The sequence below is a fragment of the Pseudomonas sp. 8O genome (assembly GCF_902506495.1).
GTDB classification, from domain to species: Bacteria; Pseudomonadota; Gammaproteobacteria; order Pseudomonadales; family Pseudomonadaceae; genus Aquipseudomonas; species Aquipseudomonas chaetocerotis.
The window spans coordinates 1,046,990-1,071,345 of record NZ_LR733264.1 but is presented as its reverse complement, the minus strand read 5'-3'; the positions used below and the strand labels follow the sequence as shown (position 1 = coordinate 1,071,345).

The following is a 24,356-nucleotide window of genomic DNA, read 5'->3' as shown; positions in this document are numbered from 1 at the left end:
TAGATTATTTACGCTTCTTGGGTGCGATGACCATCATCAGCTGGCGTCCTTCCAGCTTAGGATGCTGTTCTACGGTGCCGATTTCAGCGAGGTCGGCTTCGACCCGCTTCAACAGCTCCATACCCAGCTCCTGGTGAGCCATCTCACGACCACGGAATCTCAGAGATACCTTGGCCTTGTCCCCGTCTTCAAGGAAACGTACCAGGTTGCGTAGTTTTACCTGGTAATCCCCATCTTCCGTCCCTGGACGAAACTTGATTTCTTTAATTTGCTGCTGGTGCTGGTTCTTCTTGGCGATAGCAGCCTGCTTCTTCTTCTCGAACAGGTGCTTGCCGTAGTCCATGATGCGGCAAACTGGCGGCAGTGCGTCAGCAGAGATCTCTACCAGATCCAGCTTGGCTTCTTCAGCCACGCGCAATGCCTCATCGATCGAAACAATACCAACCTGCTCGCCGTCTGCGCCAATCAGGCGCACTTCACGAGCGGTGATGTTTTCGTTGATCGGCGCCTTGGGGGCGGCCCGCTTGTCCTGTCTCATTTCACGCTTAATAGTTATTACTCCAAATCTTGGCGACCACGCCGGGAAACCGCTTGCTGCAACTGTGCGGCGAACTGCTCGATGGGCAGAGAGCCCAGATCGACGCCTTCACGGGTACGGACAGCAACGGATCGAGTCTCGACTTCCCGATCTCCAATAACCAAGAGATAGGGAACCTTGAGCAAGGTATGCTCGCGGATTTTAAAGCCGATCTTTTCGTTTCTCAAGTCAACCTTGGCACGAAAACCGCTTTGATTGAGAGTTTTCTCGACTTCACGGGCAAAATCGGCCTGTTTGTCGGTGATATTCATGATCACCGCCTGGGTCGGAGCAAGCCAGGCAGGAAAAGATCCGGCGTAATGTTCGATCAGCATACCGATGAAACGCTCGAACGAACCAAGGATCGCGCGGTGCAGCATGACCGGGCGCTTGCGGTTGTTGTCTTCGGCGATGTAGCTGGCGTCCAGACGCTCAGGCAGGTTCGGATCGTACTGCAGCGTACCGCACTGCCAGTTACGCCCCAGGCAGTCACGCAGAGTGAATTCGATCTTCGGACCGTAGAAAGCACCCTCGCCCGGCTGGTATTCCCAGGCCAGACCGGACTCGTTAAGCGCTTCGGCTAGCGCGCCCTCAGCACGATCCCACAGCTCGTCGGAACCTACGCGCTTGGCGGGACGAGTCGAAAGCTTCATGGCGATATCGCTGAAACCGAAGTCCGCATAGACCTGCAAGGTCAGCTTGATGAAGTCGGCCGCTTCCTTCTTCACCTGATCTTCGGTGCAGAAGATGTGCGCATCGTCCTGCACGAAGCCACGCACGCGCATGATGCCGTGCAGCGCACCGGACGGCTCGTTGCGGTGACAGGCACCGAATTCAGCCAGGCGCAGCGGCAGATCGCGGTAGGACTTCAGACCCTGGTTGAAGATCTGTACGTGGCACGGGCAGTTCATCGGCTTGACCGCATAGTCGCGGTTTTCCGAAGCCGTGGTGAACATGTTCTCGGCGTAGTTGGACCAGTGCCCGGAACGCTCCCAGAGGATGCGATCGACCACCTGCGGCGTGCGCACCTCGACGTAGCCGTTCTCACGCTGCACCTGGCGCATGTATTGCTCCAGCACCTGATACACGGTCCAGCCGTTGGGGTGCCAGAACACCATGCCCGGCGCTTCTTCCTGCAGGTGGAACAGATCCAGCTGCTTGCCGATGCGACGGTGATCGCGCTTCTCTGCCTCTTCGATGCGCTGGATATAGGCAGCCAGTTGCTTCTTGTCCGCCCAGGCAGTGCCGTAAACGCGCTGCAGCTGCTCGTTCTTCGAGTCGCCGCGCCAGTAGGCACCGGAAATACGGGTCAGCTTGAACGCCTTGAGGAAGCGCGTGTTCGGCACGTGCGGGCCACGGCACATGTCGACGTACTCTTCATGGAAGTACAGACCCATGGCCGTTTCATCCGGCATGTCGTCGATCAGACGCAGCTTGTATTCCTCGCCACGCGACTTGAACAGCTCGATGACCTCGGCACGCGGCGTCATCTTCTTGATGACGTCGTAGTCCTTCTCGATCAGCTCGGCCATGCGCTTCTCGATGGCCGCCATGTCTTCCGGCGTGAAGGGACGATCGATGGCGATGTCGTAATAGAAGCCTTCGTCAATGACCGGGCCGATCACCATCTTGGCATTCGGATACAGCTGCTTGACGGCATGCCCAACCAGGTGAGCACAGGAGTGGCGGATGATTTCCAGCCCCTCTTCGTCTTTCGGCGTGATGATCTGCAAAGTGGCATCGGCATCGATCACGTCACAGGCATCGACCTGCTTGCCGTTTACCTTGCCAGCCAGAGTGGCCTTGGCCAGGCCTGCACCAATGGATTGAGCGACCTCCAGCACGGATACCGGATGATCGAACGAACGTTGACTGCCGTCGGGAAGAGTAATGATGGGCATGGCGCCTCCTCTCCTAGTGGTGACCCCTACCAAAGGTCACGTGGGTTGGGATGAGCCAGGAAGCGATTCAGCGGTATACCCACCTAACGATGGCAGGAGCCCGAAGGCCAACCCGTCCGAACCAGAGTCACTGGAAGTAAAGAGTGCGGATGCTTTCAGAAAGCCTGAGCCCTGACAAGCTGCCGCCCGAAACAAACACGCAAAAACCTGAGGCGTCACCCGAAAAATTCGAGCAACAAAAAAGGGGCCGCTTAGCGACCCCTTTTTATCGATTTGGTAGGCACAATTGGACTCGAACCAACGACCCCCACCATGTCAAGGTGGTGCTCTAACCAACTGAGCTATGTGCCTTCGATGGGTGCGCATTCTACGCAGATCTTTTTGGCCGTCAATAGATTTTTTCGCTAACTCACTGAAATAGGCCAATTTTTTATCGAAACCGGATCGTTGAATATTTTGCACGGGCACTAGCCGGCTATTTTCAACTCAGGTAGCATCGGATCATTCGTAAAAAATAAAGAACAGAGGTTCAAGATGGCGCACACGGCATATCCACAATCCTATTACGCCGCTTCAGCCAACCCCGTCCCGCAACGCCCTGCTCTGCAAGGCGAGGTGGAAACCGATGTGTGCATCATCGGCGCGGGTTACACCGGCCTGTCCACTGCACTGTTTCTGCTGGAAAACGGTTTCAAGGTGAGCATCGTCGAAGCGGCCAAGGTCGGCTTCGGCGCATCGGGTCGTAATGGCGGACAAATCGTCAACAGCTACAGCCGTGATATCGACGTTATCGAACGCACGGTCGGCCCCAAGCAGGCGCAACTGCTCGGGCAGATGGCGTTCGAAGGTGGCCGCATCATCCGTGAGCGCATCGCCAAGTACGACATCCAGTGCGACCTGAAGGACGGTGGTGTATTCGCCGCGCTGACCAGCAAGCAGATGGGCCATCTGGAATCGCAGAAGAAGCTGTGGGAGCGCTACGGCCACACCCAGCTGGAGCTGATGGACGCCAAGCGCATTCGCGAAGTCGTCGCCACCGAGAACTATATCGGCGGCATGCTGGACATGAGCGGCGGTCACATCCATCCGCTGAACCTGGCGCTGGGCGAAGCCGCTGCGGTGGAATCGCTGGGCGGCGTGATCTATGAACAGTCGCCTGCTACCCGTATCGAGCGCGGTGCCAACCCGGTGGTGCACACCCCGGAAGGCCGCATCAAGGCCAAGTTCGTGGTGGTCGCCGGTAACGCCTACCTGGGCAATCTGGTGCCGGAGCTGGCTTCCAAGTCGATGCCGTGTGGCACACAGGTGATCACCACCGAGCCATTGTCCGATGAAGTCGCTGCCAGCCTGCTGCCGCAGGACTACTGCGTGGAGGACTGCAACTACCTGCTCGACTACTACCGCCTGACCGGCGACAAGCGCCTGATCTACGGCGGTGGCGTGGTCTATGGTGCGCGCGACCCGGCCAACATCGAGGCGATCATCCGGCCGAAGATGCTCAAGACTTTCCCGCAGCTGAAGGACGTGAAGATCGACTTCGCCTGGACCGGCAACTTCCTGCTGACGTTGTCGCGACTGCCGCAAGTGGGCCGAATCGGCGACAACATCTATTACTCGCAAGGCTGCAGTGGCCATGGCGTGACCTACACGCACCTGGCGGGCAAGGTACTGGCCGAGGCGCTGCGCGGCCAGGCCGAGCGTTTCGATGCCTTCGCCGGGTTGCCGCACTACCCCTTCCCGGGTGGGCGGATGTTCCAGGTACCCTTCAGCGCCATCGGCGCCTGGTACTACACGCTGCGCGACAAGCTCGGCGTGTGATCAGCAGCCTGCACATCGATGAAAACGGCGCCCTCGGGCGCCGTTTTCATGTGCATCATGGACAGACCGACAAGGCCTGACACTGTCCACCGGAATCACTGGTCTTCGGCGGTGCAGCGAAGCGTGCATCATCCGGTGCCAGCCGCTGCGCACAGGCCTGTGCCTTCTGCGCCTCAGAGGCACAACCCTGCTCGCCCAGCACCTGCGACAGGTTGAACCAACCGGCAGCGAAATCCGGCTCGCGCTCCAGGCTCTCACGCAATGCCTGCTCCGCGCCCTTGCGATCACCCTCGGCATAGCGGCTGTTGCTCAGGGCGAACCAGGGCAGTGCCTGCTCCGGCCAGACTTCGGTGGCACGGCGATAGGCACGCCGAGCAGTCTGGGCATTGCCGGTTTGCTCGAGGTCATTGGCAGCCGTCATCCAGACCTGCATATCGGCTTGCGCCGGCAGACGCTCAGGCGGCAAGGTCACAACCGCCCAACGCCCGCCGCGCTCCCAGGTTCTGTCGAAACTGGCGAAGCTGTCTTCGAGCCGGCGCGTGGTGGCAGAACGCAGAATCAGCGTGCGCTCACGACGGTCGTAACCGACCACCACTGCGAAATGCCACTGCGGGTAGAAGTCGAACGCCAGGTTCTGCAGCACCAGCACGGGATTGCCAGCGGCCACTTCGGCCAACACGGCCTCCAGGCGCGGCTGCAGCGGATACACCAGCATTTCGTGATTGCGCGCGGCAGCGACCATCTCGACCTGCAGACTGCCTTCACGGCTGGGGATGTAGACCTTGTCCTTGAGCGCGCCGGGCGTGGTCAGCACACCACGCTGATTGAGCATGGTAGCCAAGGCAGCCGGCCCGCACTGGTAGGCGTCCTGAGGGAAGAAGGGAACGTCGGTGAGCTCCACCCGCTCAGGCAAACGCTCGCCCACCGGTGATAACACCGGGGAGCGAGCGCAGGCTGTGAGTAAAACGATCGATGCGATACAGCAGAGGCGAATCAGCGATTTATGCATTTAACGAAACTGAAGATGTTGGTGGCGCACAGCATATCAGTGATGATGAAGATCACCAGAAACAACACGATGATACCGACCACACCCGCACCGGCAGGCGCCTGATCCAGCTGCTGGTTGAACTGCGCCAGCTCGGCCGGGGTCAGGCTGGCGATACGCGACTCGACCTGATCACGGTCGACGCCCATCGACACCAGTTTCTCCTTCACCTGCTCGTCATCGAGCATGGCCATCAACTGCTCCTGATCCACCTTGTGCTGCTGCTCGGCGATCACCTCGTGGGTGCCAACCATCGCCGCATTCGCGGCAGGAATCTGTACCACCAGCAGCAGGTGAAACAGCGCGGTAATGGCTGCCAGACGGCGCATGACGGGGTTCATGGAAATTGTCATTGTGGTTATCTCCTGAAGGACGAGGTAGCCAATAGACAGCATCCAAATCGCCCAGGTTCACTCCGCCAGTCTGCGCTCGTTCACGTTTCCATCAGAAGCTGGCTGAGCACGGCACGCAGTTTGCCTGGCTTGACCGGTTTGTTCAGCAGCGGCGCGCCCAGCGCCTGCAGCTCGCGCCGGCAGTCATCGCTGCGATCGGCACTGATGATCAGCGCCGGGATCGGCCTGGAAAATTCGTCACGCAATTGCTGTATCACCTGGCAGCCGAGCACACCGTGATCGAGGTGAAAATCGGCCAGAATCACTTCCGGCGCCCTGCCCTGCAGACGCTGCAGCGCCTCGGGAAGATCAACGGCCGTCACCACCTCGCAGCCCCACTGCCGGAGCAGTGCGTCCATGCTATGAAGGATGTCCACTTCGTTGTCGATCACCAACAAGCGCCGGCCCGGCAGGGGATTGCCGAGAACCAGCTGCGCCATGGACGGCACCTGGCGCTGCGGCCTGGCCTGCGCCAGGGGCACGCGAATGCTGAACACCGAACCGCGCCCTGGCTGCGAACGCACCTGCACCGGATATCCCAGCATGCGGGCGATACGCTCGACGATGGCGAGGCCCAGGCCAACGCCCTTGCGCTCGGCGGCGCGCCCGACCTCCAGCTGATTGAACTCGAGGAAGATCTTGTCCAACTGATCGGCCGCAATACCCCGGCCGCTGTCCCACACTTGCAGCTCGACGAAATCACCACGACGCCGCGCGCCGAGCAGTACGCCGCCGCGCTCGGTGTAGCGGCAGGCATTGCTGAGGAAGTTGCGCAGGATACGCGTCATCAGCCGGAAATCGGTGCTTACCGCGTAGTCGGCGATGCTTACGCGCAGACGCAAACCATTGGCGCTGGCGACGCTGTCGAATTCCGAAGCCAACGGCGCCAACAGCTCTTCGAGGCGATAGACATCGACATCCGGCTTGATCGCTGCCTGATCCAGTTTGGAGATATCCAGCAGGTCGGCCAGCAGATCCTCAGCCCCCTCGAGCGCCAGATGGCTGCGCTCGACCAGATTACGCTCGGCAATCGGCAGCTCACGCTCACGCAGCGTGGAGATCAGCAGGCGCGCGGCATTGAGTGGCTGTAGCAGGTCATGACTGGCGGCGGCCAGGTACTTGTCCTTGCTGCGGTTGGCGGCTTCGGCGGCGTCGCGTGCCTCGCGCAGGGCCAACTCGATGCGCTCACGCTCCTCGATCTGCCGCTGCAGGTTGCGGTTGGATTCGAGCAGTTCATAGGTGCGCGCCGCAACGCGACGCTCCAGTTCGTCGTTGAGTTGTTGCAGACGCTGCTGCGCCTGCTTGCGCTCAGTGATATCGGCGACGAAACCCTCGAAGACGCCCTTGCCTTCGGGCTTGAGCAGCAGATTCATCAGCACGTCGATGGTACTGCCGTCGCGCCGACGCAGACGCGTTTCGTAGCCGAGCAGGGCCTGGCCCTGGCTCAGCCGCTGACGAATCACGTCCAGCTCGTCGAAACCGCCAACGAACAGATGCCGGGCCAGATCGCCCAACGACCACAGCACCTCCTGCGGATCGTCATACCCAAGCATGCGCGCCATTGCCGGATTCGCCGCCAGTACGCCGTCCTGCAGGCTCGCCTGGATGATGCCGTGCACGGCGTGCTCGAACAGCCACTTGTAGCGGTTGCGCTCGGTTTCCAGCTCTTCAAGGCGCGCCAGCAACTCAGGGTAGTGGCTCTTGCGCGCCGACTGGCTGCCAAGGCCCAACAACCCGGCCAGCGCATCGTCAGAGCGCCTCGCCATAGACCACCTCGACATCACGCTGGGTCGACTCGCGCGGGTTGGTGAGGATGCACGGATCGTCCATGGCATGGCTGGACAAAAACGGAATATCCGAAGTGCTGACACCGTGCAGACCGAGCGTCTCGCGGAACCCCATGGCGTGCTTGAAGGCGATCAGGTGCTCGACCAGACGCTGGCGAATCTGCGCGTGGTTCAGACCACGGCAATCGATACCGAGGGTCTCGGCAATTACCTTGAAACGCTCCGGCGCGGCGCTGTAGTTGAAGGCCACCACATGCTCGACCAGTACCGCATTGCACAGGCCGTGTGGCAGGTCGAGGAAGCCGCCCAGGCTGTGGCTCATGGCGTGCACCGCGCCAAGGATTGCGTTGGAGAAGGCCAGGCCGGCCTGCATGCTGCCGAGCATGATCTTCTCGCGCAGAGCGATATCGGCCGGGTTGGCGATCATCTGCACCAGGTTGCCGTTGATCAGGCGCATCGCTTCCAGCGCGTGCGGGTCGGTGAGCGGGCCATTACCGGTAGAGACGAATGCCTCGATGGCGTGTACCAGGGCATCGATGCCGGTACAGGCACTGAGGAACGGGTCCATGCTCAGCGTGGTTTCCGGGTCGATCAGGGACACGTCCGGCACCACCGCCTTGCTGACGATGGAGAATTTCATCCGCTCCTGCTGGTTGGAGATGATCACGAACTGGGACACGTCGGCCGAAGTGCCGGCGGTGGTCGGAATCAGGATCAGCGGCGGGCTCGGCACGCGGATGGTATCCACGCCCTCGAATTCGAGAATGCTGCGGCCATGGGCGACGACGATGCCGATGCCCTTGGCGCAGTCCATCGGGCTGCCGCCACCGACGGCGACGATGACGTTGCAGCCCTCGCTGCGATACAGCTCGGCGCCTTCCATCACCTCTTCCACGCGCGGGTTGGGCGAGACCCTGGTGTACAGGCAGTAGGCGATGCCCTGGGCCTGCAGACTGGCTTCGATATCGCCGGCCCAACCGGCCGCGACCACACCGGGATCGGAAACGACCAGTACCTTGCGCGCACCGAAGGTCTTGGCATAGTTGCCGACATTATGCCGGGAGCCGGCGCCGAAGATGATCTCGGGGGAAACGAATTTTCGTAGCTGACTCAAATCGTGGCTCATGCAACGGCCTGAAATTTCTTGTTATGGAGTGGCGATCAGCCTACTGCATTGCTCGGTTTATGCAATGCGAGCTGCGATCAGCTCAGGTGCTGATAGAAGGCATGTTCGGCGCGCAGCGCCTCGGCCAGATTGGTGGCCTGACGGAAACCATGGCGTTCTTCGGCGAACAGGTGATATTGCACCAGTAAACCGCGTTGGCGCAGCGCCTCGACCATGCTTTCGGTCTGACTCGGCACCACCACGGCATCCAGCGCGCCCTGGAAGAAAATCACCGGTGCCTTGATCCGTTCGGCCTGCAACAGGGGGGTGCGATCCCGGTAGCGCTCGGCATCCTGCTCGGGATCGCCGATCAGCCAGTCCAGATAATCCGCCTCGAACTTGTGGGTCAGCCTGCGCAGTGCCAGCGGGTCGCTGACTCCGTAGAGGCTTGCGCCGCCGCGTAGCAGCGGCAACTCGACCAGTGCACGCAGCGCACTGAAACCACCCGCACTGCCGCCACGCACGAATACGCGCTGCGGATCGATACGGCCCGCTTCGGCCAGTGCCTCGATGGCGGCGCGAATGTCCTGCACCTCCAGCTCGCCCCACTGGCCAGCCAGACGTAGGCGATAGTCACGACCGTAGCCGCTGCTGCCGCGGTAGTTGAGGTCGAGCACGGCGTAGCCGCGTAGCGTCCAGAAGGCGATGCGTGGATCGAACACCGGGTAGCAGGCCGAGGTCGGGCCACCGTGCAGGAAGATCACCAGCGGTGGGCGCTCGCAGGTTGATACGGGCGAGTAGAAAAAGCCGTGACTGCGTTCGTCCTCACCCACCGCGCAGCTGAATGGCTGAGGCCGTGATAGCTGTTCATCGGGCAAGGGCTGCTCGCCACCGGCGAGTATCCGCACGGTTCCATCGCTTCGGCGAATGGCAAGCACCGCCGGCAGACGATCCGGGGCGCCAGCGATGCAGTAGAAGTGCTCGACATCCGCGGCCAGGCTACGGAAACGGGTAAAGCCTTCAGCCAGTCGCCGCTCTGTGCTTGGCTCACCGTAGGGTGCGCCATGCGCACCAGCGGTCTCGGCGGCAAAAGAATCGGTGCGCGCAGCGCACGCTACGAGAACGCCGACGCCCTCCTCGAAACGGGTCAGCAGCAGCTCATCGTTTTCCAGCGGCAGATAGGTTCGGCCGCCCAGTTGCCAGGGCGCCGGGGCGTGATCGCAGGGCGCAGCATCCCAATTCATATCGGCATCGATACACTCGGGCTGCCACCAACCGGCACGGTCGCTCAACGCCCACAATCGGCCCTGCATATCGAAACGCGGCTGCTGCAGGGATCGATCCTCCGTCTCACCTGACAGCACCCGAATGCGCTCGCCGGACTCACGCTGGCACAGGCGCGTGACGACCCAGGGCTGATGTGGTCGATCCCACTCGATCCAGCCCAGACGCTGGCCACCAGGGTCGGCCACCGGCGCAGCGTAGAAATCGGCGCCCTCGACCAATACTTCGCGCTTGCCACCAAGGCCGATGCGTACCAGGCGATGCACCACTGCATCGCCTTCATGGTTTTCCTCTACAGCCAACAGCGCCTGCCAGGCGGGCACGAAGGACAAATCGCCATAACGGCAGTGAGGCTGATCAGTTATCAGGTAGGGTGCGCCGTGCGCACCGCCGTCCAGGCCAATATCGATGCGATAGACCTGCTGATCACGCTCGTTGACGAAGGCTACGCCCTGCTCCGTGGCACAGCAGGCGCCACCACCGTATTCGTAGACGCGGCTGCGCACGGAAAACCCTGGCGGCGTCAGTTCACACACCACGCCGTCGCAGCAAAAGAACAGCCCGCAACGCGCCAGCTGAGGATCGAACGCCACCCACAGCAAACCGCCGTGGGCAGCGTGCAGTTCGGCGAAGTCAGCACTGGCGGCTGCGGCCTGTTCGGCACTCCATATCGCGTCAGAACCGGTGCGCACGACGCACCCTACGCTTTGCATATGATTCGCGAGGCCTTGTCGTTGCGGTACTGCAGCGCTTCCAGCCCCAGCGGGGCCTCGTCGGCCTGCTGGCGTGCGGCGAGAATCACGCCATGGTGCGCCGACTTGCTGCACACCGGGTCGGCGTTGCTGGCATCGCCGGTGAGCATGAAGGCCTGGCAGCGACAGCCTCCGAAATCCTTGTGCTTCTCGTCGCACGAACGGCACGGCTCGGACATCCAGTCGTCACCACGGAAGCGGTTGAAGCCAAACGACTCGCGCCAGATGTGCGAGATGCTGTGCTCGCGCACATTGGGAAACTGCACCGGCAACTGCCGCGCGCTGTGGCAAGGCAGTGCCGTACCGTCCGGGGTGATATCGAGGAACAGGTTACCCCAGCCATTCATGCAGCCCTTGGGGCGCTCTTCGTAGTAATCCGGGGTGACGAAGATCAGCTTGCACGGATGATTCTCGGCCGCCAGCTTGTCGCGCCACTGCTGGGTGATGCGCTCGGCGCGCTCCAGCTGGGCGCGGGTCGGCAGGAGCCCTGCACGGTTGAGCTCGGCCCAGCCGTAGAACTGACAGGTGGCGAGTTCGACGAAATCCGCCTCCAGCTCCAGGCACAGCTCGATGATGCGCTCGATGTTGTCGATATTGTGCCGGTGGGTGACGAAGTTGAGCACCATCGGGTAGCCGTGAGCCTTGACCGCACGGGCCATCGCCAGTTTCTGCGCGAAGGCCTTCTTCGATCCGGCCAGCAGGTTGTTCACCTCTTCGTCGGCAGCCTGGAAGCTGATCTGGATATGATCGAGCCCGGCGTCGGCGAACTCGGCGATGCGCGCCTCGGTCAGGCCGATACCGGAGGTGATCAGGTTGGTGTAGTAGCCCAGCCCCCGCGCCGCCGCGATCAGCTCGGCCAGATCCTGGCGCACCAGCGGCTCGCCGCCGGAAAAACCCAACTGCGCTGCGCCCAGCTCACGGGCCTGGCGGAATACCTCGATCCACTCCGCGGTACTCAGCTCGGTGCCCTGCTTGGCGAAATCCAGCGGGTTGGAGCAATACGGGCACTGCAGGGGGCAGCGGTAGGTCAGCTCGGCCAGCAGCCAGAGCGGCGGGCCGACCTGCACGCCCGGCTTAGCGAAGCTCGATCCAGAACTGAGCATGGGCCACCTCCATGAAGGCAAGAATGTCTTCGTCGATGCCCGGCACATCGGGGAAGCGCTGGTGCAGGTTGCCGATGATCTCGGCCACCGAACGCTTGCCGTCGACCTGCTGGAGAATCTCGCTGGCACTGTCGTTGAGCTTGATCATGCCTTCCGGATAGAGCAGCACGTGACAACCCTGGGCCGGTTCGAACTGCAGACGGAAGCCGCGGCGAATGGCGGGGATATTGGGCAAGATGGCGGCGGTCATACTTCTGACTCCAAACTGGTGCGCGCGGCGCACCCTACAAAGGGCGCGTCGAACGGAAATGCGACCGTAGGGTGCGCCGTGCGCACCGCTTGCTCGAAACTCATAAGGCTATACCCCGATGCCAGGCGCGCGTGGCTGTCACTGTGTGATACGGCGGGCGTTGCAGCTCGTAGGCCATGCTCATCGCGTCGAGCATGCTCCACAGCACGTCCAGCTTGAACTGCAGGATCTGCAGCATGCGCTCCTGCGCTTCACGGGTGCGGTAGTGCTCGAGGGTGATGCGCAGGCCATGCTCGACATCGCGGCGCGCCTCTTTCAGGCGCTTGCGAAAGTAGTCATAGCCGGTGGCGTCGATCCACGGGTAGTGCTGCGGCCAGGCATCCAGACGCGACTGATGAATCTGCGGGGCGAACAGTTCGGTCAGCGAACTACTGGCCGCCTCCTGCCAGCTGGCGCGGCGAGCGAAGTTGACGTAAGCATCGACGGCGAAACGCACGCCGGGCAATACCAGCTCCTGCGACAGCACCTGCTCGCGGTCGAGACCGACCGACTCGGCCAGGCGCAGCCAGGCCTCGATGCCGCCCTCCTCGCCCGGCGCCCCATCGTGATCGAGGACGCGCTGAATCCACTCGCGCCGCGTCTCGCGATCCGGGCAGTTGGCGAGGATCGCCGCATCCTTCAGCGGGATGTTGACCTGGTAGTAGAAACGGTTGGCCACCCAGCCCTGGATCTGCTCGCGGGTGGCGCGTCCTTCGTACATCGCACGATGGAACGGATGATGAATGTGATACAGCGCGCCCTTGGCGCGCAGCGCCTGCTCGAATTCGGCAGGTGTCATGGCAGGTTGGCTCATCAGAACGCTCCGGTACGCATTGCCGTAGGGTGCGCCGTGCGCACCAATGCTAGCCATCTGAATTGCTGGTACGCACAGCCTGGGCGGCCCCGCAACACCCTACAAAACGATGCTCATGCCATCGAACGCGACCTCGATGCCATGCGCGTCCAGCTCAGCACGCTCGGGCGAATCCAGGTCGAGAATCGGGTTGGTGTTGTTGATATGAATGAGGATCTTGCGTGCGCTCGGCAGGCCGTCGAGCACTTCGATCATGCCGCCCGGGCCGCTCTGGCAGAGATGACCCATCTCGCTGCCGAGCTTGTCGCCGACCTCGCACACGCGCATCTCGTCGTCGCGCCACAGGGTGCCGTCTACCAGCAGGCAGTCGGCGCGGCGCATCCAGCTCAGCAAGTGCTCGTCCACCTGGCCGAGACCGGGGGCGTAGAACAGGCTGCGGCCGTTGCGCCGGTCCTCGATGAACAGGCCGATGTTGTCGCCCGGATGCGGATTGCCGCGATGCGGCGAATACGGCGGTGCGCTGCTGCGCAGGGCGATGGCAGTGATGCTCAGCGCCGGGCACGCGGGAATGCTGAAGGGCTTGGCGTCCAGCTCGATCAACTGATGCTGCAGGCCACCGTTCCAGTGGCTGAGCATGTTGAACAGCGCAAAGCCGCTGGTCAGATCCTGATGCACCATCTCGGTACACCAGACCTGATGCGGACAGCCCTCGCGCAGGGTCAGCAGGCCGGTGCAGTGGTCGATCTGGCTGTCGAGCAGGACGATACCGGCGATGGCCGTATCACGCAGCTTGCGCGCCGGTTGCAGCGCCGGAAAGGCTTCGATCTGCGCGCGGATGTCCGGCGAGGCATTGCACAGGATCCACTGCTGAGCGTCATCGGAAATGGCGATGGACGACTGCGTACGCGGTTGCGCCCGCAGCGTGCCAGCGCGCAGGCCACGGCAATTGCGGCAGTTGCAGTTCCACTGGGGGAAGCCACCGCCAGCGGCGGAACCGAGAATCTGGATATGCATGTAAGTCACCAGCGGGGATGCCCCGGACGAGCCGGGGCCAGGAGCGATCAGCGGTTGGCGAAATACATCGTCACTTCGAAGCCAATACGCAGATCGGTGTAGGCGGGTTTAGTCCACATGATGCGGTCCTCTTGTTATTGAGCCGGGGCATTCCGGCAACCCCATTAAGCCCCCGCCAGGCAAGAGGCCAAATGGTACTTTGGGAGGAGATTTGGCTGGCATTGGTAGGTAGGCGGCAGGGCTTTGCCAGACGCGCATGCAAGCTGCGGGAAGCCCGGATGAAATCCGGGAAGTATCGAGGTCATCCCCGGATTGCATCCGGGCTACGAAACGGGGTGCGAGGCCGGCCCTATCGCGGATCAATCCGCTCCTACCAGTCAGACGCGTGCTGCATCAGCGCGCTTTCTTTGCAGGCGCCAATAAAAAACGCGGCCGAAGCCGCGTCGCGATAAACATCTGCCGACCCATCCGCCAGGGTGCGCTGCGCGCAACGAGGTCGGGCACCGGCAAGCGGTGCGCACAGCGCACCCTACGCTCTCAAGAAGGCCGCACACCGGAGCGAGCATGCGGCCTGGTGGGTCTTAGAAGAAGCCCAGCGGGTTGATGTCGTAGCTCACCAGCAGGTTCTTGGTCTGCTGGTAGTGGTCGAGCATCATCTTGTGGGTTTCACGGCCGACACCGGACTTCTTGTAACCACCGAAGGCAGCATGCGCCGGGTACAGGTGGTAGCAGTTGGTCCACACGCGGCCGGCCTTGATCGCGCGCCCCATGCGGTAGGCGACGTTCATGTCGCGGCTCCACACGCCGGCGCCGAGGCCGAACTCGGTGTCGTTGGCAATCGCCAAGGCTTCGGCTTCGTCCTTGAAGGTGGTCACACCGATCACTGGCCCGAAGATCTCTTCCTGGAACACGCGCATCTGGTTGGTGCCCTTGAGCAGGGTCGGCTGGATGTAGTAACCGCTGGCCAAGTCGCCGTCCAGGCGCTCGGCCGCACCACCGGTGAGCACCTGTGCGCCTTCCTGCTGGGCGATTTCGAGGTAGCTGAGGATCTTGTCGAACTGCTGCTGCGAAGCCTGGGCGCCGACCATGGTGTCGGTGTCCAGCGGGTTGCCGCGCTTGATCTGCTTGACCTTCTTCATCACCTCGACCATGAAGGCGTCGTAGATCGACTCCTGCACCAGCGCGCGCGACGGGCAGGTGCACACCTCGCCCTGGTTGAAGAAGCCCAGCACCAGCCCCTCGGCAGCCTTCTCGATGAAGGCCGGCTCGGCGTTCATGATGTCGGCAAAGAAGATGTTCGGCGATTTGCCGCCCAGCTCGACGGTGGACGGGATGATGTTCTCGGCAGCGCACTTGAGGATGTGCGAGCCGACCGGGGTGGAGCCGGTGAAGGCGATCTTGGCGATGCGTTTGCTGGTGGCCAGCGCTTCACCGGCTTCGCGACCGAAGCCCTGGACGATGTTGAGCACGCCCGGCGGCAGCAGGTCGCCGATCAACTCGACGAACAGGGTGATCGACAGCGGCGTCTGCTCGGCCGGCTTGAGCACGATGGCGTTGCCGGCGGCCAGGGCCGGGGCCAGTTTCCAGGCCGCCATCAGCAGCGGGAAGTTCCACGGGATGATCTGCCCGACCACGCCCAGCGGCTCGTGGAAGTGATAGGCCACGGTGCCTTCGTTGATCTCGGCGGTGCTGCCTTCCTGGGCGCGGATGCAACCGGCAAAGTAGCGGAAGTGGTCGGCCGCGAGCGGTACGTCGGCATTCAGCGTCTCACGCACGGCCTTGCCGTTGTCCCAGGTTTCGGCCACGGCCAGCAGTTCGAGGTTGGCTTCGATGCGGTCGGCGATCTTCAGCAGGATGTGCGAACGCTCCTGCACCGAGGTCTTGCCCCAGGCGTCGGCGGCGGCATGAGCGGCGTCCAGCGCCTTGTCGATATCGGCAGCATTGGAACGGGGGAATTCGGCGATCACCGAGCCATCGACCGGGCTGGTGTTGCTGAAATACTGGCCACTGAGCGGGGCGACGAATTCACCGCCGATATAGTTGCCGTAGCGCGGCTTGAGGGTGACGACGGCGCCTGCGGAACCCGGTTTCGCGTAAATCATGATGATGACCTCTCTTGTTGTCGGAGCCCGCTGCCAATCGGGGAAGCGAGTCATGGTTCGATCTTAGGAAGCCCCCGGAAACCTCGGTATGCGCCCATGGCACAGATCGCCTAGTCATTTGGTAGTAGAGCGGCAAGAGCTGTCTGGCACGGGCTTTTGGCAGCGAGGCACGAGGCTGTGGAAGCTAAAGGCTAGACCCGTTCGCCTGGTCTTGCGTTCCCGAACGCGAAAATCCGCCGTGGTATTTCACAGCGACTCGGCGCGGGCAGGCAGGCGCCGGAAACGACGATGGCCGGACAGAGTCCGGCCATCGTCTGAGACCTCAAGCAATCAGCGCTTGGCCACCAGTTCCTTCGGCAGCTTGAAGGTCCACAGCATGCCGCCCTGATTCAGGTGCTTGACGCGCTTGGCCACCTCGCCGCCCCACAGCGGCACCGCACCACCCCAGCCGGATAGCACCGAGACGTACTGCTCGCCGTCCATTTCCCAGGTCACGGGCGAGCCGATCACGCCCGAGCCGGTCTGGAATTCCCAGACTTTCTCGCCGGTCTTGGCGTTGAACGCCTGCAGGTAGCCTTCCGGGTTGCCGGTGAACACCAGGTTGCCCTTGGTGGTCAGTACCCCGCCCCACAGCGGCGCATAGTTCTTGTGGCGCCAGACTTCCTTACCGGTCTTCGGATCGATGGCGCGCAGCACGCCGATGTAGTCCTCATTGAGTGGTTTGATGGTGAAGCCGGCGCCCAGGTAGGCCGCACCCTTCTTGTAGGCAATGTCTTCGTTCCAGATATCCATGCCCCACTCGTTGGACGGCACGTAGAACAGCCCTGTGTCCTGGCTGTAGGCCATGGGCATCCAGTTCTTCGCGCCGAGGAAGGCCGGTGCGGAGAACACGCTCTTGCCCTTCTCCTTCGCGCTCGGCGAGCCGGGACGGTTGCTGTCGTCGTAGATCGGCCGGCCATTCTTGTCCAGGCCCTTGGCCCAGGTGATCTTGTCGACGAAGGGGAAGCCACGGATGAACTTGCCGTTGGTGCGGTCGAGCACGTAGAAAAAGCCATTGCGGTCGGCGGTCGCTGCGGCCTTCACGGTCTTGCCGCCTTCCTGGTAATCGAAGGAGATCAACTCGTTGACCCCGTCGAAGTCCCAACCGTCGTGCGGCGTGGTCTGGAAGTGCCACTTGATGCTGCCGTCGTCCGGGTTCAGCGCCAGGCGCGAGGACGAATAGAGGTTGTCGCCGGGACGCAGGTGCGAGTTCCACGGCGCCGGGTTACCGGTACCGAAGAACAGCAGATTGGTGTCGGCATCGTAGTAGCCGCCCAGCCAGGGCGCGGCGCCGCCGGTCTTCCACAGATCGCCCGGCCAGGTCTTGCCGGACTCGCCACCGCTGATGCCGTTCTCGACCGCCTTGCCGTCCTTGTAGACGTAGCCCATGTGGCCTTCGACGGTCGGGCGGCTCCACAGCAGCTCGCCATTCTTCGGGTCGTAAGCCTCGATCTTGCCGACCACGCCGAACTCACCACCAGACACGCCGGTGATCAGCTTGCCACCCACCACCAGCGGCGCGGCGGTGATGGAATAGCCGGCCTTGTGGTCGGCGACGTTCTTGCGCCACACCACCTTGCCGGTGTCCTTGTTCAGCGCCACCAGCTTGGCGTCGAGGGTGCCGAAGATCACCAGATCGTCGTACAGGGCAACGCCACGGTTGATCACGTCGCAGCAGGGGCGGATGTCGTCCGGCAGGCGCGCCTCGTACTGCCACAGTTCCTTGCCGGTACGCGCGTCGACGGCGAACACCCGCGAGTAGGAGGCGGTGACGTACATCACGCCGTCCTTGATCAGCGGCTGGGCCTGTTGGCCGCGCTGCTTCTCGCCGCCGAAGGACATGGTCCACACCGGGCGCAGTTCCTTGACGTTCTGATCGTTGAGGATGTTCAGCGGGCTGTAACGCTGGCCCTGCAGACCGAGACCGTTGGTGACGATCTCGTCGGTGGTGGTGGCGTCCTTGAGAATCTCGGCGTCGGTGACCGCCAGTGCGGCGGCGGACGGCAACAGCATGGCGGCACAGAGTGCGGTGAGGAGGAAGGGCTGGCGAAGACCGGCGTGTTTCATTGCGGCTACCTCTGCGGGTTCATTGTTATTGCCGGGAATTTTTCCCGGTCTGCCGCAAATTCTTGGCTCGCACAGGCCACCCAACAATTGCACCCCTAGCCGATTTTCCTCGTTCCTTGGTAGCAATACCTGCTCCACAGGCTGCAATCATGGAGATTGCGGCGGCCACGGCTTTGCCTGACACTTGGCCGCCCGCACATTCTGACCGGAGACGCCCGTGCCCCACCCTCGCCAGGAAATCCTCAACCATCCCGATGCACTGGACTGCACGGTCTATCGCCCCGACGAGCAGGACCCGGATGCCGAAGAGCAGGATCTGGGCGACGCCAAAGTCCTCATCACCGGCGCCTTCGAGCCGCCGCAGGACTGGGATGCGCACCAGCGCGAGGATTACTACGGCGAAGAAGACCCCACGCACTTCGTCACGGCCCACATCGAATGCGTGGCCAAGCCCGCCACCCGGGAGTTCTTCATGCCCGACAGCGGTGACTACGTGGCCGTGCAGTCCAGCCTGGGCGACGTGGTGATGTATTACGTCTACGACCACGAAGAGACCGAGCACGGCCGTCATTACGTGCTGATTCGTGACGACGAAGAGCTTTAGCCTCAGACGTAATGTGGGAGGCGCTTTAGCGGCGACGCCCTTATACGCAAGTCGCGGCTAAAGCCCCTCCCACAAGAGCAGCCTGTAGCCCGGATGAAATCCGGGGGTAGCGAGCATATTTCTCCCGGATTTCATCCGGGCTACGAAGCTGGTGCTCCTGTAGGAGCCGGCTTGCCGGCGATAAAGCCCACCGGCCAACACCATCGCCCGCAAGCGGGCTACTACGGGTTGGTATCCACCCGCTCCATGGCGTTGCGCTCGTAGCGCGGGTAGAGATGGCTGGCGCTGCGGATCAGCTCGTAACGACTCAGGCTGACCTGGGCGAACCGCTCGGGGATGGGGGCGCGGATCAGCTCGTTCATCTCCGCGCCCTGCTCCGCACCCTCACGCAGCAAACCATCGAGCCAGTCCAGGTAATCACGCATCTGCACGAACGGCGCCGCATCCTTGGTCACTGGCCCGTGGCCGGGCACAATCTGCTTCCAGGGCAACGCTTCGAGCCGATCCAGGTCGGCCAGCCATACGTCCAGCCCCGGGCTGTTCGGCGTGGTCAGTGCGCGCTGATAGAACAGGACATCGCCGGCGAACAACACGCCCGTGCGCTCGTCGAGAATCGCCAGGTCGGCGCCGGTATGCCCGCGCAGCGCCAGCAGTTGCAGGCGCCTGTCGCCGATCGCAAGTACGCCTTCCTGTATCTCTTCGGTGGGCAGCACCACCTCGGTGCCACGCATCCAGTCGCCGACCAGGCGGTACATGTTCTCTGCCATCGCATCGCCCTGCTCGGCCAGCAACCGGCTGGTCTCGGGTAGCGCCGCGATGGGCGTGTCAGCGAAAGCCTGGTTGCCCAGTACATGATCCGGGTGGTGATGGGTCAGCAACACGCGCACCACGGGCTTGCCAGTAGTTTTCTCGATGCTCTGGCGCAACGCCTCACCGAAACGACGCGACGGGCCGGTATCGATCACCACCACCCCGTCCGCAGTTTCGATGAAGCCGATATTGACGATATTGCCGCCGTTTTCCACAGCGAAATTATCGGTACTGCCTTCCAGCAGCCAGACGCCATCAGCGATTTGTCGGGGTTGCAGGTGGTAGTCGAGTGCCTGAGCCAGGCTGGCGAACAGGCACATCATCAATAGCATCCAGCGCATGGTGGCCTCCTAGATGGGGTTGGTGCGCACGGCGCACCCTACAGGCTGCAGCGTTCAGAACGCGGCCTGAAATTCGTTGCCGTTGTTGTCACGCAGCCACAGTTCGGCGTGCCGGTCACCGCGCACATCGAAGGTCAGCGTCGGATTCTCGCTAACCGCCGGGAACAGCTCGATACGTCCCAGCACCTGGCCATCGGCATCGCGCAACTCGGCTTGTTCGATGTAGAACTCGGGGATGCCGCCAACCAGGCCGTTATCCATCGGGTGCGAGACCTGCAGGCGCAGGCGGCTGTCCTCACCGCGCACGAAGCGTTTGCCCAGTACCTGGCCCAGACGCTCCTCCCAGCCGGCCTCGGCACGAACCACGCTGGGCGCTGTGCACCCACCGCCTGCTGCTTCGACACGAGCCGAGCCGATATGCCAGACGCCATCGTCGGTGAGCACCGCCGCGCGAATCGGCGTGGCCTGCTCGACCCGAATGCGAATGGCCAGACTCGGCTCCAGGTGCTCGCCAGGGGCGAAGTCGAGAATACGCGGGATGGGATTGAGCTCGGCCCAGGCCAGAATGCGCTTGACCTTGCCGCGGTAGGCGCTGGCGTCGATCTGGATCGGCACCTGGCGCGCATCCTCGGCGAATGGCGGCACCTCGAGGCGAACCTTGTCGTCGAAGACGAAGGCTTCTCCGTTGAGCAGGCGCTGATGGTAGTAATCCCACATCACCGAGGTGACCGGATCGGGCGCGGCCGCCCGCGCTTCCCAGGCCCAGGCAAACAGGGCCAGCAACATCAGGCTACGCCAATCCATCGCCCACCTCCGGCTCGACTCTTATTGGTATTGTTCTGGCTTCTCGTAACGCAGCCCGTAGCGCGCGTACAGGCGCTCGAGCGAGCCATCGAGAATCAGGTTTTCCAGCTGTTCTTCCAGGGCATAGGCCAGTTGTCGATTGGTCTCGTGTACCGCCATGCCGATTTCCCAGATCTGCCGGCCCATGTCCGGATAGGCATTCTCGGCCAGCGCCAGCTGCGGATCGTCCGCCTCGTGTAGCAGCCAATCCACCTCGCCACGCAGGGCCATCACCGCATCCACCTCACCACCCTGCATGGCCGCAAAGGCCCGCTTCGGCGTCGGGTAATGCCGGGTTTCCTGACTGAGCATGCCGCCCTGCACCGAACTCAGGTAGAACGACGGCACGCTCTCGACCTCCACCCCGACCGGGTGCTGGCGCAAAGCAACGATGCTCGGCACTTCGGGTAGACGCCGACGATCGAAGGCCAACTGCCAGCGCTCGCGCTGGTAGGGACCGAACATCACCACGCGCTCGTTGACCAACTCACCCAGTTCATTGCGCATCTGCGCGTAGTCACGGTCGTACGGCACGCGCAGCATCAGATCGGCCAACTGACCCTGCGCAGTCACCCGGCCACGCCAGATGTAGTCACGCAGGTCGTCGTCAAGCTTTTCGCCTGGCGGCGCCCACATGAGCTCCAGCTTCAGGCCGAGCCCTTCGGCCAGTGCCTTGGCCAGCTCGTAGTCGACGCCGCGCGGCTGGCCATCCTGCTCGTAGCTGTAAGGCGGGAAGTTCTGGTACAGCGCCACACGCAGAGTGCCCGACTCGGTGATGCGGTCAAAATCGCGCACCTGTGCCTGAGCAGTGCCGAGGCACAGCAGCAGAGCCCAAAAAGCGATCAGCCGGTGCATTGTGCGAGCGCTTATGAAGAAATCGTCGCGAGCGATGGCAGGTCGCGCAGGGCCTGCGCGCAGCAAGCGGAATGTATTGAAATGCATGAGCATTGCGAGCACCGCCGATACGCGAGATGCCGAGCGCAGCAGATTTATCATCAAGCGCTTACTCCTCGACGTGCACGCTCTCCAGATAGCTGCGCACCGCCCACAGCGCTTCCTGACTGAGGAAGTCAGCCATCTTCGGCATGTACACGCGGCCATCGCGCACCGCGCCATTGATCACGCGCTCCTTGAACCATTCGTCACCGCTGGCCCCCAGCTCCAACAAGCGCAGGTCCGGAGCGATACCACCGGATTTGGCCTCCAGGCCGTGGCAGGCGGCGCAGTTCTGGTTGTACGCCGAGGAGCCGATCTCGATGGCGCGCGGGTTGTCGCGGTAGGGGTTCTCGTCCAGCCACTCTTCACCCAAGGGTTCCAGCCCATCGGTGTTCACCGCCTGCGGCACCACGTCGCCGTGTGCCCAGAGGGTGGTAGACGCAGCGAGCAGCAGCAACGCCAGGGTGGTTTTGATCTTCTTGTTGTTCATGGCCAGGACCTCATCGAATGCACGTAAGACAGCCCGTTCAGAGCTCGTGACGACCATCTTAGAAAGGCCGCGCAAAGCACCGAATGCTGCTTTGGTGGCCGGGCTCTAGTCCCTTGGTAGTAGGGCTTGGGTGGGGGTGTGCGTGATGCCTTGGCAGCAAGGCCAAGTCATGTGCCGGCCGGGAAATCCTCCCGGCAAGGGCGGGAGTTTTTCCGTAGGCGCAAAGGTGGCCGGGTACCACCATCGGCTTGCCACTGCAGAACCTCTCCTGCACCGCGTTCTCACGGTGCCACTGCAGCGACCTACCACCTCCAATGGGAAGCACAACGATGACAACAAGAAACCTACCCAGCACCCCACGCCCCCTGGCGCTTGCCCTGATGCTGGCCGGCAGCCTGGCGCTGAGCCAGGGCGCGATCGCCAAGCCGGTGACCTGGGACGACATCGCCAACGACCACACCACCACCAGCAACGTGCTGCAGTACGGCTTGGGCACCAATGCCCAGCGCTGGAGCCCACTGGCTCAGGTGAACGCCGAAAACGTGTTCAAGCTGACACCGGCCTGGAGCTACTCCTTCGGTGACGAGAAACAGCGCGGCCAGGAATCCCAGGCCATCATCCACGACGGCGTGGTCTACGTGACCGGCTCCTACTCGCGGGTATTCGCCCTGGATGCCAAGACCGGCAAGCGCCTGTGGACCTATAGCCATCGCCTGCCCGACGACATCCGCCCGTGCTGCGACGTGGTCAACCGTGGCGCCGCCATCTATGGCGACAAGATCTACTTCGGCACCCTCGACGCCCGCGTCGTGGCGCTGAACAAGGACACCGGCAAGGTGGTCTGGAACAAGAAGTTCGGTGATCACTCTGCCGGCTACACCATGACCGGCGCGCCGACCATCGTGAAGGACGGCAAGAGCGGCAAGGTGCTGCTGATCCACGGCAGCTCTGGTGACGAATTCGGCGTGGTCGGCCGCCTGTTCGCCCGCGACCCGGATACCGGCGAGGAAGTTTGGATGCGTCCGTTCGTCGAAGGCCACATGGGCCGCCTGAACGGCAAGGACAGCACCCCGACCGGCGACGTCAAGGCGCCGAGCTGGCCGGATGATCCCAACCACCCGACCGGCAAGAAGGAAGCCTGGAGCCAGGGCGGTGGTGCGCCGTGGCAGAGCGCCAGTTTCGATGCCGAAACCAACACCATCATCATCGGCGCTGGCAACCCGGCACCCTGGAACGGCTGGGCGCGCACCAGCGACGGCGGTAATCCCAAGGACTACGACAGCCTGTACACCTCCGGCCAGGTCGGCGTCGACCCCACCACCGGTGAAGTGAAGTGGTTCTACCAGCACACCCCGAACGATGCCTGGGACTTCTCCGGCAACAACGAGCTGGTGCTGTTCGACTACAAGGACAAGGACGGCAAGGTCACCAAGGCCACCGCCCACGCCGACCGCAACGGCTTCTTCTATGTGGTCGACCGCGCCAACGGCAAATTGAAGAACGCCTTCCCCTTCGTCGACAAGATCACCTGGGCCAGCCACATCGACCTGGAAACCGGTCGTCCGGTCGAGAACGAAGGCCAGCGCCCGCAGAAGCCGAAGCCGAAGCCGGGCGAAAGCAAGGGTGAAGTGGTCGAGGTCTCCCCACCCTTCCTCGGCGGCAAGAACTGGAACCCCATGGCCTACAGCCAGGACACCGGCCTGTTCTACGTACCGGCCAACCACTGGAAGGAGGACTACTGGGCCGAAGAGGCGCACTACAAGAAGGGTTCCGCCTACCTGGGCATGGGCTTTCGCATCAAGCGCCTGTTCGACGACCACGTCGGCATCCTGCGCGCGATGAACCCGACCACCGGCAAGGTCGCCTGGGAACACAAGGAGCGCCTGCCACTGTGGGCCGGCGTACTCGCCACCAAGGGCAATCTGGTGTTCACCGGCACCGGCGACGGTTACTTCAAGGCCTTCGACGCCAAGAACGGCGAGGAGCTGTGGAAGTTCCAGGTCGGCACCGGGATCATCTCCCCGCCCGTCACCTGGGAACAGGACGGTGAGCAGTACATCGGTGTGACCGCCGGTTACGGCGGCGCCGTGCCGCTGTGGGGCGGCGATATGGCCGACCTGACCAAGCCGGTCGCCCAGGGCGGTTCCTTCTGGGTGTTCAAGCTGCCGAGCTGGGACAAGGCCAGCGCCAAACGCTAACGGTTGAAAGCATGGCGCACCGTAGGGTGCGCCATGCGCACC

The 24,356-nt window shown here is 62.7% G+C and carries 21 protein-coding genes and 1 tRNA gene; 3 read left to right on the top strand and 19 right to left on the bottom strand.

The genetic code is table 11. From position 1 onward, the window contains the following. Positions 1-4: 4 nt before the first annotated feature. The 3 genes from infC to GV002_RS07655 all read right to left on the bottom strand — a co-directional run bounded on the left by infC (position 5) and on the right by GV002_RS07655 (position 2,829). Positions 5-556, bottom strand: a complete 552-nt coding sequence (gene infC / locus GV002_RS07665) for a translation initiation factor IF-3 (RefSeq protein ID WP_169886860.1) — start codon at positions 554-556, stop codon at positions 5-7. Then, positions 556-2,478, bottom strand: a complete 1,923-nt coding sequence (gene thrS, locus GV002_RS07660) for a threonine--tRNA ligase (protein ID WP_074680599.1) — start codon at positions 2,476-2,478, stop codon at positions 556-558. Before thrS ends, infC begins: the two co-directional genes overlap by 1 nt. A gap of 274 nt (positions 2,479-2,752) precedes the next feature. Next, a tRNA-Val gene (locus GV002_RS07655) sits at positions 2,753-2,829 on the bottom strand. Positions 2,830-3,012: 183 nt separating this feature from the next. On the opposite strand from GV002_RS07655, the gene GV002_RS07650 reads away from it, so the two are divergent. Beyond that, positions 3,013-4,296 carry an NAD(P)/FAD-dependent oxidoreductase gene (locus GV002_RS07650; protein ID WP_160017768.1) on the top strand — a complete coding sequence of 428 codons (1,284 nt, stop codon included), beginning with the start codon at positions 3,013-3,015 and terminating at the stop codon, positions 4,294-4,296. Between the two features lie 55 nt (positions 4,297-4,351). Here GV002_RS07650 and GV002_RS07645 read toward each other — a convergent pair whose 3' ends face one another. The 12 genes from GV002_RS07645 to GV002_RS07590 form a co-directional block, all read right to left on the bottom strand. Continuing rightward, complete coding sequence (locus tag GV002_RS07645; RefSeq protein ID WP_372241819.1) at positions 4,352-5,305, bottom strand: PA2778 family cysteine peptidase; 954 nt, start codon at positions 5,303-5,305, stop codon at positions 4,352-4,354. Continuing rightward, entirely contained in the window at positions 5,290-5,697 is a 408-nt protein-coding gene (locus GV002_RS07640; RefSeq protein ID WP_036998373.1) for a PA2779 family protein, read from the bottom strand. The genes GV002_RS07645 and GV002_RS07640 overlap by 16 nt, the downstream gene beginning before the upstream one ends. An 80-nt stretch (positions 5,698-5,777) precedes the next feature. Continuing rightward, a complete protein-coding gene (locus GV002_RS07635; protein WP_160017766.1) occupies positions 5,778-7,502 on the bottom strand; it encodes a NahK/ErcS family hybrid sensor histidine kinase/response regulator in 1,725 nt (574 codons plus the stop codon). Then, entirely contained in the window at positions 7,486-8,649 is a 1,164-nt protein-coding gene (gene ercA / locus GV002_RS07630) for an alcohol dehydrogenase-like regulatory protein ErcA (protein WP_160017765.1), read from the bottom strand. The genes GV002_RS07635 and ercA overlap by 17 nt, the downstream gene beginning before the upstream one ends. Before the next feature lie 77 nt (positions 8,650-8,726). After that, entirely contained in the window at positions 8,727-10,625 is a 1,899-nt protein-coding gene (locus GV002_RS07625) for an alpha/beta hydrolase family protein (RefSeq protein WP_160017764.1), read from the bottom strand. Next, a complete protein-coding gene (gene pqqE, locus GV002_RS07620; protein WP_160017763.1) occupies positions 10,613-11,767 on the bottom strand; it encodes a pyrroloquinoline quinone biosynthesis protein PqqE in 1,155 nt (384 codons plus the stop codon). The genes GV002_RS07625 and pqqE overlap by 13 nt, the downstream gene beginning before the upstream one ends. Then, the gene (gene pqqD / locus GV002_RS07615) at positions 11,739-12,017 is read right to left on the bottom strand and encodes a pyrroloquinoline quinone biosynthesis peptide chaperone PqqD (RefSeq protein WP_119695353.1); all 279 of its coding nucleotides are present in this window, start codon (positions 12,015-12,017) and stop codon (positions 11,739-11,741) included. The genes pqqE and pqqD overlap by 29 nt, the downstream gene beginning before the upstream one ends. A gap of 100 nt (positions 12,018-12,117) precedes the next feature. Continuing rightward, positions 12,118-12,870, bottom strand: coding sequence for a pyrroloquinoline-quinone synthase PqqC (gene pqqC / locus GV002_RS07610; protein ID WP_160017762.1), 753 nt, complete (start codon positions 12,868-12,870; stop codon positions 12,118-12,120). A 99-nt stretch (positions 12,871-12,969) separates the two neighbouring features. Then, entirely contained in the window at positions 12,970-13,884 is a 915-nt protein-coding gene (gene pqqB / locus GV002_RS07605; protein ID WP_160017761.1) for a pyrroloquinoline quinone biosynthesis protein PqqB, read from the bottom strand. 47 nt (positions 13,885-13,931) lie between these two features. Beyond that, positions 13,932-14,003: a pyrroloquinoline quinone precursor peptide PqqA gene (gene pqqA, locus GV002_RS07600; protein ID WP_003243383.1), complete on the bottom strand. Its 72-nt coding sequence runs from the start codon at positions 14,001-14,003 to the stop codon at positions 13,932-13,934. 462 nt (positions 14,004-14,465) lie between these two features. Further along, positions 14,466-15,986 (bottom strand): aldehyde dehydrogenase family protein, encoded by a 1,521-nt coding sequence (locus GV002_RS07595; RefSeq protein WP_160017760.1) that lies wholly within the window; start codon positions 15,984-15,986, stop codon positions 14,466-14,468. A 330-nt stretch (positions 15,987-16,316) separates the two neighbouring features. Next, a complete protein-coding gene (locus tag GV002_RS07590; protein WP_160017759.1) occupies positions 16,317-18,092 on the bottom strand; it encodes a methanol/ethanol family PQQ-dependent dehydrogenase in 1,776 nt (591 codons plus the stop codon). A gap of 217 nt (positions 18,093-18,309) precedes the next feature. Between GV002_RS07590 and GV002_RS07585 the strand changes: the two genes are divergently transcribed. Continuing rightward, entirely contained in the window at positions 18,310-18,696 is a 387-nt protein-coding gene (locus tag GV002_RS07585; RefSeq protein ID WP_160017758.1) for a hypothetical protein, read from the top strand. Between the two features lie 221 nt (positions 18,697-18,917). Here the strand turns inward: GV002_RS07585 and GV002_RS07580 are convergent, their stop codons facing one another. From GV002_RS07580 to pedF, 4 genes are all read right to left on the bottom strand, one after another. After that, positions 18,918-19,847 (bottom strand): quinoprotein relay system zinc metallohydrolase 1, encoded by a 930-nt coding sequence (locus GV002_RS07580; protein ID WP_160017757.1) that lies wholly within the window; start codon positions 19,845-19,847, stop codon positions 18,918-18,920. A gap of 54 nt (positions 19,848-19,901) precedes the next feature. After that, entirely contained in the window at positions 19,902-20,651 is a 750-nt protein-coding gene (locus tag GV002_RS07575) for a quinoprotein dehydrogenase-associated SoxYZ-like carrier (protein WP_160017756.1), read from the bottom strand. A gap of 21 nt (positions 20,652-20,672) precedes the next feature. Beyond that, positions 20,673-21,545 (bottom strand): substrate-binding periplasmic protein, encoded by an 873-nt coding sequence (locus tag GV002_RS07570; protein WP_160017755.1) that lies wholly within the window; start codon positions 21,543-21,545, stop codon positions 20,673-20,675. Between the two features lie 148 nt (positions 21,546-21,693). Beyond that, positions 21,694-22,116, bottom strand: a complete 423-nt coding sequence (gene pedF / locus GV002_RS07565) for a cytochrome c-550 PedF (protein ID WP_160017754.1) — start codon at positions 22,114-22,116, stop codon at positions 21,694-21,696. A 329-nt stretch (positions 22,117-22,445) separates the two neighbouring features. On the opposite strand from pedF, the gene exaA reads away from it, so the two are divergent. Continuing rightward, positions 22,446-24,314, top strand: coding sequence for a quinoprotein ethanol dehydrogenase (exaA, locus tag GV002_RS07560; RefSeq protein WP_160017753.1), 1,869 nt, complete (start codon positions 22,446-22,448; stop codon positions 24,312-24,314). Positions 24,315-24,356 lie beyond the last annotated feature (42 nt).